Origin of the sequence: Streptomyces sp. NPDC021093 (genome assembly GCF_044333135.1) — a bacterium.
GTDB lineage: Bacteria > Actinomycetota > Actinomycetes > Streptomycetales > Streptomycetaceae > Streptomyces.
The window spans coordinates 257,171-268,978 of the sequence record NZ_JBIRQJ010000006.1; the positions used below are offsets into that span (position 1 = coordinate 257,171).

9 protein-coding genes are annotated in these 11,808 nt (G+C 71.9%); 2 read left to right on the plus strand and 7 right to left on the minus strand.

Features of this window, described 5'->3' with window-relative positions; translation table 11 throughout:
• Positions 1–136 precede the first annotated feature (136 nt).
• Positions 137–1,132 carry a DNA polymerase III subunit delta gene (gene holA, locus ACH4SP_RS20250; protein ID WP_398416779.1) on the minus strand — a complete coding sequence of 332 codons (996 nt, stop codon included), beginning with the start codon at positions 1,130–1,132 and terminating at the stop codon, positions 137–139.
• An 80-nt stretch (positions 1,133–1,212) separates the two neighbouring features.
• Between holA and ACH4SP_RS20255 the strand changes: the two genes are divergently transcribed.
• Positions 1,213–1,458 (plus strand): hypothetical protein, encoded by a 246-nt coding sequence (locus tag ACH4SP_RS20255; RefSeq protein WP_398416781.1) that lies wholly within the window; start codon positions 1,213–1,215, stop codon positions 1,456–1,458.
• 104 nt (positions 1,459–1,562) lie between these two features.
• On the opposite strand, the gene ACH4SP_RS20260 is transcribed toward ACH4SP_RS20255, so the two are convergent.
• From ACH4SP_RS20260 to ACH4SP_RS20270, 3 genes are all read right to left on the minus strand, one after another.
• Positions 1,563–2,462 (minus strand): YceI family protein, encoded by a 900-nt coding sequence (locus ACH4SP_RS20260; protein WP_398416783.1) that lies wholly within the window; start codon positions 2,460–2,462, stop codon positions 1,563–1,565.
• A 233-nt stretch (positions 2,463–2,695) separates the two neighbouring features.
• On the minus strand, positions 2,696–5,452 hold the full coding sequence (locus tag ACH4SP_RS20265) for a ComEC/Rec2 family competence protein (protein ID WP_398416784.1): 2,757 nt from the start codon (positions 5,450–5,452) through the stop codon (positions 2,696–2,698).
• Positions 5,449–6,120, minus strand: a complete 672-nt coding sequence (locus ACH4SP_RS20270) for a helix-hairpin-helix domain-containing protein (RefSeq protein WP_398416787.1) — start codon at positions 6,118–6,120, stop codon at positions 5,449–5,451. The genes ACH4SP_RS20265 and ACH4SP_RS20270 overlap by 4 nt, the downstream gene beginning before the upstream one ends.
• A 160-nt stretch (positions 6,121–6,280) precedes the next feature.
• Here ACH4SP_RS20270 and ACH4SP_RS20275 point away from each other — a divergent pair, with 160 nt between their 5' ends.
• Positions 6,281–6,583, plus strand: coding sequence for a hypothetical protein (locus ACH4SP_RS20275; RefSeq protein WP_398416790.1), 303 nt, complete (start codon positions 6,281–6,283; stop codon positions 6,581–6,583).
• A 179-nt stretch (positions 6,584–6,762) separates the two neighbouring features.
• Here the strand turns inward: ACH4SP_RS20275 and ACH4SP_RS20280 are convergent, their stop codons facing one another.
• The 3 genes from ACH4SP_RS20280 to leuS all read right to left on the minus strand — a co-directional run bounded on the left by ACH4SP_RS20280 (position 6,763) and on the right by leuS (position 11,577).
• Positions 6,763–7,608 (minus strand): DegV family protein, encoded by an 846-nt coding sequence (locus tag ACH4SP_RS20280; RefSeq protein WP_398416792.1) that lies wholly within the window; start codon positions 7,606–7,608, stop codon positions 6,763–6,765.
• Positions 7,609–7,755: 147 nt separating this feature from the next.
• The gene (locus ACH4SP_RS20285; RefSeq protein ID WP_398416793.1) at positions 7,756–8,523 is read right to left on the minus strand and encodes a hypothetical protein; all 768 of its coding nucleotides are present in this window, start codon (positions 8,521–8,523) and stop codon (positions 7,756–7,758) included.
• Between the two features lie 168 nt (positions 8,524–8,691).
• On the minus strand, positions 8,692–11,577 hold the full coding sequence (gene leuS, locus ACH4SP_RS20290) for a leucine--tRNA ligase (RefSeq protein WP_398416795.1): 2,886 nt from the start codon (positions 11,575–11,577) through the stop codon (positions 8,692–8,694).
• Positions 11,578–11,808: the final 231 nt, after the last annotated feature.

Consider the following 11,808-nt stretch of genomic DNA (forward strand, 5'->3'; position numbering starts at 1 on the left):
TCTTCGGCCGCTCAGCGCGTCGAAGCAGCTCAGCGCGTCGAAGCAGCTCAGCGCGTCGAGGCGGCTCAGCGTGTCGAGATCTCTCCACTGCTGAAGCGGTTCAGCGCGCCGAGGCCCCTCCGCGTGCCGAGGCGGCTCAGTGCGCCGACCGGGCCCGAGCGGCGCGGGCCACCGCGACGACCGCCTTCTCCAGTGCGTACTCCGGGTCGTCCCCGCCGCCCTTGACTCCCGCGTCGGCCTCGGCGACCGCACGCAGGGCGAGTGCGACACCGTCCGCCGACCAGCCGCGCATCTGCTGGCGCACCCGGTCGATCTTCCACGGCGGCATGCCGAGGTCCCGGGCCAGGTCACCGGGGCGGGCGCCGCGCGGGGCGGAGGCGAGCTTCCCGATGGCACGTACGGCCTGGGCGAGCGCGCTGGTGATCAGAACGGGGGCGACGCCGGTCGACAGGGACCAGCGCAGTGCTTCGAGTGCCTCTGCCGCCCGGCCCTCGACCGCACGGTCGGCGACGGTGAAGCTGGAGGCTTCGGCCCGGCCCGTGTAGTACCGGCCGACGATCGCCTCGTCGATGGTGCCCTCGACGTCCGCGACGAGCTGCGCGACGGCGCTGGCCAGCTCTCGCAGGTCACTGCCGATGGAGTCGACGAGCGCCTGGCCCGCCTCGGGGGTGGCGGACCGGCCGAGGGCACGGAACTCGGACCGTACGAACGAAAGCCGCTCGGCGGGCTTGGTGGTCCTGGGACAGGCGACCTCGCGGGCACCGGCCTTGCGGGCCGCGTCGAGGAGGCCCTTGCCCTTGGCGCCGCCCGCGTGCAGCAGAACGAGGGTGATCTCTTCGGCGGGGGCGCCGAGGTACGCCTTGACGTCCTTGATCGTGTCGGCGGAGAGGTCCTGTGCGTTGCGCACGACGACGACCTTGCGCTCGGAGAAGAGCGAGGGGCTGGTCAGCTCGGCGAGCGTGCCGGGCTCCAGCTTGTCGGGCGTGAGGTCGCGCACATCCGTTTCCGCGTCGGCGGCGCGGGCCGCCGCCACTACCTGCCGCACGGCGCGGTCCAGCAGCAGGTCCTCCTGCCCCACGGCGAGGGTGACGGGGGCGAGCGGATCGTCGGTCGAATTCTTCCTGGTGGCCATCGCGGTCAAGCATCCCACGGGCCACTGACAGCGCCCGCCCCCGCCGGGTCCGCACCGGACGGGTACCGGACAATGTGCACGTGAGCGATGTACGACATGTGTTGGTGCTGCCGGACCGGGATGCCGCCGAGGAGGTGGCCCAGGAGCTGCCCGACCGGTTCGGGACGGTGGAGGAGCCCCAGCTCGTACGGGACGCCCTGGCGGGCGAGGACGACGCCGAGGACGCCCAGTGGCTGGTGGTGGTCGAGGACCCGGAGGGGCGCCTGGACTCCGCGGCGCTGGATGCGCTGGCCGCGGAGTACGAGGGGTGGCTGGAGGCCCCTTAGCGGGGTGACTGGAGGCCCTTGAGAGGGGTTGCTGGAGGCCCTTGGGGAGAGCCGCCCGGGATCAGGCTCCAGGATTAGGTGCCCAGGGCTCCTAAAGGACCTGCTCAGGAGGCCGGGGCACCGGATGCCTTGGGGATGATCTGGATGTCCAGCTCGACGGCGATGGACGAGCCGACCGCCGCGATGCCGTGCCCGAGCATCGTCTGCCAGGTGAGGGTGAAGTCCTCGCGGTGCAGTTCGGCGGTGGAGTGGACGGCCGCGCGGGTCTCGCCCTGGATGCCGCTGCCCATGCCGAGGTACTGGCTGTCCAGCGTGACGGTGCGACTCACGCCGTGCAGGGTGAGGGCGCCGGAGACGGCCCAGCGGCTGCCGCCGCGGTGCACGAAACGGTCGCTGTAGAACTCCATCGTCGGGTAGTTCGCGACGTCGAAGAAGTCCTTGCCCCGCAGGTGGTCGTCGCGCATCTTGACGTTGGTGTCGATGGAAGCGGCGTCGATGATGACGTGCATGGCGGAGTTCTCCATGCGCTCGCCGATGCGGACCGCGCCCGCGAAGCTGTTGAACCGGCCGCGGATGCGGGCGAGGCCGATGTGCCGCGCGGAGAAGCTGATCTGGGAGTGCATGAGGTCGATCTCCCAGTCACCCGGCTCCGGGAGCTGCGGCGGGGAGGCGATCTGGAGGGTCACGTCGCCGAGGCCGGAGTGACCGCTCTCGGTGACGGTGGCGCTTCCGCGGTACGGGGTGAAGCCCTCGGCGGTGACGGCCAGCCGGTAGTCCCCGGCCGGCACGGTGGCGACGAGGGAGCCGTACGGGTCGGTCTCGCCTCCGACGATCTTGCGTCCGGCGCCGTCCGTGACGACGAATTCGGCCTGCCGGACGGGCTCGTTGACCGGGTCGAGGACCCGGCAGCTGAGGACACCCGCGGACGTCGGGACGGAGAGTCCGGCGAGTGGGTTGGCGTGGCTTCCGGAGGTCGAGCGTCGGCCGAGCCAGCGGGAGATCATAATCTGCGCACCCCGTGCGATTCGTTGCTGAACGGGCGCGACGAAACACGACGAACCGTCGGGACAGCGACCCTTTGACGAAAAGGCATTCGATCACCCATGGGGCGTTCGAGGCAAACGAGGGGCTCGGTACGGAGATGGACCTGCCTGTCCACAGAGGTCTGAATTGAGCATTCCACTTCCCTGTGTCCACTGGTCGTCAGCCCCTTACCGGCAGTAGGGCCCGGCGGGAGTCAGCTCCCCCGCGGCACCGCCCCCAGTCCGGCCCCCGAACCGGTCACCGCGATCGGCCCGTCCCTGTCCGTACGCAGCACCACCGCACCTCCGGACGCGAGCGCCGCCAGGGCCGCGGGGGCGGGATGTCCGTACGGATTGTCGCGGCCCACCGGAACGAGGGCCAGCCGCGGTGCGACCCGGCGGAGCAGCCCGGGGTCCTGGCGGGCCGACCCGTGGTGGGCGACCTTGAGGACGTCCACCGGCGGAAGCTCCGGCCTGGTCCTCAGCAGAGCCTGCTGAGCGGACGGTTCGAGATCACCGGGCAGAAGCAGGGTCAGACTTCCGCCCCGGCCCTGGCCCCTGTCCTGATCCCGGTCCTGGTCCCGGTCCCCGCTCTGGCCCTGACCCCCGTCCTGATCTCCGTACCGTACGAGCAGGGTGATGCTCGCGTCGTTCGGCTCTCGGGGCACCGGGTGCGGCGACGGCGGCGGCCACAGCACCTGCCAGTCGAGCGAGCCGATCCGGCGCCGCTCTCCCGGCCGGACGGTGATCACCGGCACTCCTGCCCCGGCTGCCGTCCGGCGGACGAACGCTGCCTGGTCCCGGGGTTCCTGAAGCGTCGTCGTCTGGACCGCACCGACCGCCCGGCCACGCAGCACCCCGGGCAGCCCGGCCACGTGATCGGCATGAAAATGACTGAGCACGACCAGCGGCACGCGGGTGACGCCGAGGTCGCGCAGACAGCGGTCGACCAGTACGGGGTCGGGTCCCGCGTCGACGACCACCGCCGTCCCCTCCTCCCCCGCCGCGAGCACCGTCGCGTCGCCCTGCCCCACGTCGCACAGGACGAACCTCCAGTCCGGCGGCGGCCATCCGGTGAGGGCCCCGGTGAGCGGCGGCGGGCGCACCACCGCGAGCAGCAGAAGCAGTACGCAGCCGGAACTCAGCCAGGGGTGGCGCGGGGCCCGTCGCACGGCGAGCACCACGGCGACGGTCAGGGCGGCCAGCAGCAGCCCGCCCCACCAGCCGCCGGGCCAGCCGATCTCCGCCCCCGGCAGCGCGGCCCCGGCCCTGGCGACCCCGGCGATCCACCCGGCGGGCCAGCCCGCGACCCGGGCGAGCAGTTCGGCGGCGGGCATCGCCGCGGGGGCCGTCGCGAGGGCGGCGAAGCCGAGCACGGTGGCCGGGGCGATCGCCAGCTCCGCAAAGAGGTTGCAGGGGATCGCCACGAGGCTGACCCGGGCCGCCATCACCGCGACCACCGGCGCGCACACCGCCTGCGCCGAGCACGCCGCCGCCAGCACCTCGGCGAGCCTGGGCGGCACCCCGCGCCGTTGCAGTCCGGCGCTCCAGACCGGTCCGACGGTGAGCAGCGCCCCGGTGGCCAGTACCGAGAGCAGGAATCCGTAACTCCGGGCCAGCCACGGGTCGTACAGCACCAGGAGCAGGACGGCAGCGGCCAGCGCCGGGATCAGTGACCTGCGCCGGCCGGTGCCGATGGCGAGGAGGGTGATCAGGCCGCACGCGGCAGCCCGCAGCACGCTGGGCTCCGGACGGCACACGATCACGAAGGCGAGAGTGAGTGATCCGCCGAACAGCGCGGTGGTGCGCAACGAGATGCCGAGCCTGGGCGCGAGCCCCCGACGCTCCGCGCGCAGGGCGAGAGCGGGCGGCCCGATCAGCAGGGCCAGGACGATGGTGAGGTTGCTGCCGGAAACGGCCGTCAGATGCACCAGATCGGTTGCCGCGAAGGCGTCGTGCAGATCCGGTTCCATGCGGGAGGTGTCGCCGACGACCAGCCCGGGCAGCAGCGCCCGGGCGTCCGGCGGCAGCCCCTCGGTGGCTTCCCGCAGCCCGGCCCTGAGCCCACCGGCCGTGCGCTGCACGGCGGTCGGCGGGCCGACGACCTCCGGGGGTCCGCCGCCCGGAACGCGCAGCACCGCGGCGATCCGGTCGCCGTCCGGCAGCGGCGGCGCCAGCCGGGCCCCGGCCACCCGCAGCCGGGTGGAGGGCAGCAGCCGCAGCCACTGGGCGGTGGGCCCGCGCACCGGGGCGAGGACGAGGACCGGTGTCCGTACGGCGGTGACCGTGCCGTCGACGGCGGTGACCCGGGTGACCTCGGCGTCCAGGACGACGGAACGGGGCGCTGTCCGTGCGCCCCGCACCCGGGGCCGGGTCTGCCGCGGGTCGCCGGTGACCGTCAGCTCGGCCCCCACCGTGGCGTACCTGCGCGCCAGTTCGGGCACAGGGCCCCGGTGCAGATCGGCCGAGTGCAGTGCGGCCGAGGCAGCCGCCGCGGCAGCGCAGAGGAGCGCGGTGGCAACGGCGGTGAGCCGCAGGGACCGCCCGCCGCCCTGCCCACTGCTCAGGCCTCTGCCCTGCCCGCCGGTCCGGCCTCCGCTCTGCCCTCTGCCCTGCCCGCCGCTCCGGCTTCCGTCGTCCCCGCCGCTCCGGCTTCCGTCGTCCCCACCGGTCCGGCTTCCGTCGTCCCCACCGGTCCGCCCGCCGCTTCGCCCGGCTGTCCCCCGCGCCGCCAGGAGAACCGCCGCCAGGGCTCCTGCCAGGGTGATGGCGAGGAGTACGACCGCCGGTGCCACGGAGCCGCCCACCGTCAGCGCGGCGGCGGCCCAGGCCGCCAGTGCCGGAGGCAGCAGCCTGAGGTCGGCCGGGCCCTCCTGCCGCGGATGGGAGTCCCCAAGCCGGTGGCCGGACGCCGCGTGAACCTCTGCCCGCCCGGCCGCTGCGGGAAGGACGGGGCCAGTGGGGCGGTTCATGGGCGCACGAGGTTCTGGAGGTCCGTGAAGCGTCGGTCACCGATCCCGTTGACCTCGCGGAGCTCCTCCACGGAGCGGAAACCGCCGTGCTGTGTGCGGTAGTCGACGATGTGCCGGGCGAGGACGGGTCCGACTCCCGGCAGGGTGTCGAGCTGTTCCACGGTCGCCGAGTTGAGGCTGAGCGGCCCGGCCCCCGGCCCGGCGCCCGGACTCGTCCCCGGACCGACGCCCGTGTTCGTCGGTGGTGGTGCGGGCCCACCCACCACCACCTGTTCACCGTCGGTCAGTACCCGAGCCCTGTTGAGCCCGCCGGTGTCCACACCGCGCATGACGCCGCCAGCCACCCTCAGGGCGTCTTCGACCCTCGATCCGGCGGGCAGCCGGTGCACACCCGGCTGCCGTACCTTGCCGCTCACGTCGACGACGACCACCGCACCGCCCGGCGCTTGCGGAGCCTGCACCGGCCCCGGGGCGGGAGCAGGAGCCGGTGCAGGGCCGGGCGACGACTGTGCCCGGGGTGCTGTCGGCGGAGGTGCCGCAAGTCCCGCCGCCCCCACCGATTCCGGGGCGCGCACCGTCTCGGGGCGCCCGGCCCAGAAGTGCTGGAAGGCGAAGCCCGCGGACACGGCCAGGACGGCGGCGAGCGCCCCCAGCGTTCTGGGCTCCATCCCGCACCGCGTCTGGACCCACACCGGCATGCGCTCCCGCACCGCGGCCCACCCCCGCCGCAGCCCTCCCATGCCCCGCCGCACGGCGGCAGAGGAAGCCCCGGGGGCTTCCGGAGCAACCACAGGTGTACGTACGGGAGATGCCGGAGAGGGAACCGGAATGCGGGCCGATGCGGCCGGGGTACGGAAGACCGGGACCGATGGGGCAGGCGCGGACCGCGCAGAGGCCACCGTGGCGGAAGCAGCAGTGGCCGCAGGGACAGAGGCAGAGGGCGTCAGCACCCGTGACAGAGCGCCGGGCAGTGCACCGGGCAGTGCAAAGAGCGCGTCCGCACGGCGCCTGGACACGGCTGCCGCAGCGGTGGCGGCCGCCCCGCGTCTGCCGCGCCGGGCGCCCGGCGCGGTGTGGAACCTCGTACGGGAGAGCCTTGTGCGCTCCGGCCTCGTACGGGCGAGGGAGTAGGAGGTACGACCGGGCGTGCGGCCCGGTCCTGTCGTTTCGTTTCGTGATCGCAGAGCCATGAACCTGACGGTAGGCACATCGCCCATATCCCGCTGATCATGGTCAATTCCCGTGGAAAAGCCGCCTGTTGTGGATAACTCGGCCACTCTGCCGGGTGACGGGGAGGGGGCGAGGGCCCCTCAGCGTGCCGAGACCACGGCCCCCAACAGTCCGGGCCCCGTGTGTGCGCCGATCACCGCCCCGACCTCGCTGACGTGCAGGTCCGCCAGTCCCGGCACCCGTTCCCTGAGCCGCTGGGCGAGTGTCTCGGCACGGTCGGGCGCGGCCAGGTGATGCACCGCGATGTCCACGCGGCGCTCGCCGGCCCGCTCCACCGCGAGCTCCTCCAGCCGGGCGATCGCCCGGGACGCCGTACGCACCTTCTCCAGCATCTCGATCCGCCCGTCGGCGAGTTCGAGGAGCGGTTTGACCGCGAGCGCCGAGCCCAGCAGCGCCTGTGCGGCACCGATCCTGCCCCCGCGCCGCAGATAGTCCAGGGTGTCGACGTAGAAGTACGCGGAGGTGCCCTCGGCGCGTTTCTCCGCCGCGGCCACCGCCTCGTCGACCGTGCCACCGGCCTCGGCGACCTCGGCGGCGGAGAGGGCACAGAAACCGAGCGCCATGGCGATCATCCCGGTGTCCACCACCCGTACCGGCACGGGTGCCTCGCGTGCCGCGAGCACGGCCGCGTCGTACGTTCCGGAGAGCTCGGCCGGCAGGTGCAGCGAGACGATTCCGGTGGCTCCGGCCTCGGCCGCCGCGCGGTACGTCGCGGCGAACATCTCGGGGCTCGGCCGGGACGTCGTCACGGACCGGCGCTTCTGCAGGGCCTGGGCCAGTGAGCGTGCGGAGATCTCGGTGCCCTCTTCGAGCGCCTGGTCGCCGAGGACGACGGTCAGCGGCACCGCGGTGATGCCGTGCCGCTCCATCGTCCGGTGTGGCAGGTAGGCCGTTGAATCGGTGACGATCGCGACATGGCGGGACATGAGCGGGAGGTTACCCGCAGGCGAAGCCCCGCGGCAGTCCGGCCCCTCTCAAGGACCCACCGGCACACAGCGACACGTGGGCGCGGAGCGCAGGCGGAACACAGGCGGGGCACAGAGGGGCGCGAGGAATGCGAGCGCCCGCAGCGATCAGGTGGTGCTCTCGGGCCGGGGCGACTTCTGCCACGGGTAGGTGGCCTGCCGGCTGTGGTCGCGGGCGGTGATCGCCTGCGGCCCGGAGGCCTTCTTGTCCTCCGCGGCGTCCCCGGCCGCGGATTCGCCCTGCCCCGCCGTGCCCTTGTCCGGCTCCGACCAGGTCTGCGAAGGTCCGGCAGCGGCCTTTCCGTCCTGCCGGGCGGGGTCGGGGTCCACTGCCGCCCAGTGGCGCAGCGCCCCGGACTCCATCCGGATCTGCTCGCTCAGCGAGGCGAGGTCGTCGTCCGCGAACTTCCGCGCCCGGTCCCGGGCCGCCCAGCGCAGCGAGTCCGCCGACTGCACGACCTGCTCCGTACGCTCGCGGAGCTCCGGAATGCGCTCGGCGGCCTGCGCCTTGTCCGGGTCGCGCTCCAGCCGGCGCAGCTCGTCGTCCAGCTGGTGCCCGTACTCGCTGAGCCGCTCGAACAGCGCGATCGACTCCGACAGCGAGGCGTCGGACGCGACGCCCGTGGTCAGTGCCTCCTGGGTGGCCCTCATAGAGGTGCGCAGCGACAGGCGCAGCTGTGCCAGCTCGCCGCCCATGCCCACCTGGCCGTAGCTCTTCGCCCGCAGTGTGGTGTCCTCGACGGTGCGCCTGGCCTGCGTGATCGTACGGTCCACGCCGCGCCTGGCGGCTCCGACCGCCTTCACGGTGACGTACACCCCCAACCCGACGAAGGCAAAGAAGAGCAGCGCCATGATCAGGATGACGACAGCTTCCATGACGCCCCTCCGCGGTAGGACTGATGGGATGTTCCACTGACTGAACTGTTGACTGCTCCCACCGTAAACGGAGCGGGCAGGCCAGAGGTTCCATCGGAACCCCCAACCTGCCCGTAGGGGAAAGCCCTCAGCCAGTCCGTACAGCCGTCCCGATCATGCGGTGCGGGACTACGCCGGAACGATATTGACCAGCTTCGGCGCCCGCACGATCACCTTGCGGATGCCCGCACCGCCCAGCGCCGCGACGACGGCGGGGTCCGCCAGCGCCAGCTTCTCCAGCTCGTCGTCACCGATCGACGGGGAGATCTCCAGACGCGCCTTGACCTTGCCCTTGATCTGAACGACGCAGGTCACGGTCTCGTCCACGACGTACGCCGGGTCCGCGACCGGGAAGTCCTGGTGGACGACCGACTCGGTGTGCCCCAGCTTGCGCCACAGTTCCTCGGCGACGTGCGGGGCCAGCGGGGCGACCAGCAGTACCAGCCGCTCGGCAACCGACCGCGACACCGGGCCGCCCGTCTTCGTCAGGTGGTTGTTCAGCTCGGTGATCTTGGCGATGGCCGTGTTGAAACGCATTCCGGCCATGTCCTGGCCGACACCGTCGATCGCCTTGTGCAGGGCACGCAGCGTGTCCTCGTCCGACTCGCTGTCGACGACGGTGACCTCGCCCGTCGTCTCGTCGACGACGTTGCGCCACAGGCGCTGCAGCAGCCGGTACTGGCCGACGACCGCGCGGGTGTCCCACGGACGCGACACGTCCAGCGGCCCCATCGCCATCTCATAGAGACGCAGGGTGTCCGCACCGTACTCGGCGGAGATTTCGTCCGGCGTGACGGCGTTCTTCAGGGACTTGCCCATCTTGCCCAGGACGCGGCTGACCTTCTCGCCCTGGTAGTAGAAGCCGCCGTCGCGCTCCTCGACCTCGGCAGCGGGGACGGCGATGCCGCGTGCGTCCCGGTAGACGAAGGCCTGGATCATGCCCTGGTTGTACAGCTTGTGGAACGGCTCGGACGACGAGACGTGCCCCAGGTCGAAGAGCACCTTCGACCAGAACCGGGCGTACAGCAGGTGCAGCACCGCGTGCTCCGCGCCGCCGACGTACAGGTCGACGCCACCGTGCGGCATGCCCTCGCGCGGGCCCATCCAGTACTGCTCGACGGCCGGGTCGACCAGCTTCTCGCTGTTGTGCGGGTCCAGATAGCGCAGCTCGTACCAGCAGGAACCGGCCCAGTTGGGCATGGTGTTGGTCTCGCGGCGGTACTTCTTGGGGCCGTCGCCCAGGTCCAGGGTGACGTTGACCCATTCCTGGTTGCGCGACAGCGGCGTCTCGGGCTGCGCGTCGGCGTCCTCGGGGTCGAAGGTGCGCGGCGAGTAGTCCTCGACCTCGGGCAGTTCCAGCGGCAGCATCGACTCGGGCAGCGAGTGGGCGACGCCGTCCTCGTCGTAGACGATCGGGAAGGGCTCGCCCCAGTAGCGCTGGCGGCTGAACAGCCAGTCGCGCAGCCGGTAGTTGACCGTGCCCTCGCCGCAGCCGTTCTCGGCCAGCCACTCGGTGATGCGGCTCTTCGCGTCGACGACGCTCAGCCCGTCCAGCGAGACGGTGTCCGCGGCGGCGGAGTTGACGATCTTCCCGTCGTACGAGGCAAACGCGTCGTCCCACTCGGCCGGGTCCTCGCCGCGGCCGTCCGCCGGCTCGACGACACAGCGCATCGGCAGCTCGAAGGCGCGCGCAAAGGCGAAGTCACGGGTGTCGTGCGCGGGAACGGCCATGATCGCGCCGGTTCCGTAGCCCATCAGCACGTAGTCGGCGATGAAAACGGGGACGCGCTCCCCACTTACCGGGTTGGTCGCGTACGCACCGGTGAAGACGCCGGACTTCTCCTTGGCGTCGGCCTGCCGCTCCACGTCGGACTTGGCGGCGGCCTGCTTGCGGTACGCGGCGACGGCCTCGGCCGGAGTGGCGTGCCCGCCGGTCCACACGTCGTGGGTGCCCTCGGGCCAGGCGGCCGGAACGATGTCCGCGACCAGCTCGTGCTCGGGAGCCAGCACCATGTACGTCGCGCCGAACAGGGTGTCCTGCCGGGTGGTGAAGACAGTGATCTTCTTGCCGTCGACGCCGTCGACCGCGAAGTCCACGCGTGCACCCTCGCTGCGGCCGATCCAGTTGCGCTGCTGCAGCTTGATCGCCTCCGGCCAGTCCAGGCCGTCCAGGTCGTCGATCAGGCGGTCGGAGTAGGCGGTGATGCGCATGTTCCACTGGCGCAGCTTGGCCTTGAAGACGGGGAAGTTGCCACGCTCGGAACGCCCGTCCGCCGTCACTTCCTCGTTGGCCAGTACGGTGCCCAGCCCCGGCGCCCAGTTCACGGGCGCGTCAGAGGTGTACGCCAGCCGGTACTCGCTCAGTACGTCGGCGCGGTCGGCGGCGTCCAGGGCGGCCCAGGAACGGCCGTCGGGCAGCACGCGCTCACCGCTCTCGAACTGGGCGACCAGTTCCGCGATCGGACGGGCCTTCTGCGCGTCCGCGTCGTACCAGGAGTTGAAGATCTGGACGAAGATCCACTGCGTCCACTTGTAGTACTCGGCGTCGATCGTCGCGAACGAGCGGCGCTTGTCGTGGCCCAGGCCCAGCCGGCGCAGCTGGTCCTTCATGTTGGCCATGTTGGCCTCGGTGGAGGTCCGCGGGTGCGTGCCGGTCTGCACGGCGTACTGCTCCGCGGGCAGACCGAAGGCGTCGAAGCCCAGCGTGTGCAGCACGTTGTGGCCCGTCATGCGCTGATGGCGGGCGTAGACGTCGGTGGCGATGTAGCCCAGCGGGTGGCCGACGTGCAGGCCCGCGCCGGAGGGGTACGGGAACATGTCCATGATGAACTTCTTGGGCTTCGCGGCCAGCTCCGCGTCACCCGACAGGTCTCCGTCGCCGGGGTTCGGCGCCTCGTAGGTGCCCTCGGCGTCCCAGAAGTCCTGCCAGCGTGCCTCGATGTCGGCGGCCATGGCAGCCGTGTAGCGGTGCGCGGCTGCCGTCTCGGCAGCGGCAGCGGCATTCGTCTCGCTCATGATTTTCGAAGCTCCATCGATTTCGTCTCTGCCTACGGATCTCTGCCTGCGGAAATGAAAAATCCCCTCGCACAGGAGGGGACGCCGCGCCGATGCCGACCGGGTTCTTCACCGGTCGGGACTGATCAGCGCGGCTCACTAAGCAGAAGGCGTACGGCACGCATGGCGTCAGGGTACCGCAGGGGTTGCGGGCGTCGCATCGAGCCATTGCCTCCGCCGGAACACGGGGCG

Excerpts from the sequence above, each read along its gene's own strand:
- holA (WP_398416779.1), bottom strand. The coding sequence starts at position 1,132 with ATGGCCACCAGGAAGAATTCGACCGACGATCCGCTCGCCCCCGTCACC.
- ACH4SP_RS20260 (WP_398416783.1), bottom strand. The coding sequence starts at position 2,462 with ATGATCTCCCGCTGGCTCGGCCGACGCTCGACCTCCGGAAGCCACGCC.
- ACH4SP_RS20265 (WP_398416784.1), bottom strand. The coding sequence starts at position 5,452 with ATGAACCGCCCCACTGGCCCCGTCCTTCCCGCAGCGGCCGGGCGGGCA.
- ACH4SP_RS20270 (WP_398416787.1), bottom strand. The coding sequence starts at position 6,120 with ATGGAGCCCAGAACGCTGGGGGCGCTCGCCGCCGTCCTGGCCGTGTCC.
- ACH4SP_RS20275 (WP_398416790.1), top strand. The coding sequence starts at position 6,281 with ATGCGGGCCGATGCGGCCGGGGTACGGAAGACCGGGACCGATGGGGCA.
- ACH4SP_RS20280 (WP_398416792.1), bottom strand. The coding sequence starts at position 7,608 with ATGTCCCGCCATGTCGCGATCGTCACCGATTCAACGGCCTACCTGCCA.
- ACH4SP_RS20285 (WP_398416793.1), bottom strand. The coding sequence starts at position 8,523 with ATGGAAGCTGTCGTCATCCTGATCATGGCGCTGCTCTTCTTTGCCTTC.
- leuS (WP_398416795.1), bottom strand. The coding sequence starts at position 11,577 with ATGAGCGAGACGAATGCCGCTGCCGCTGCCGAGACGGCAGCCGCGCAC.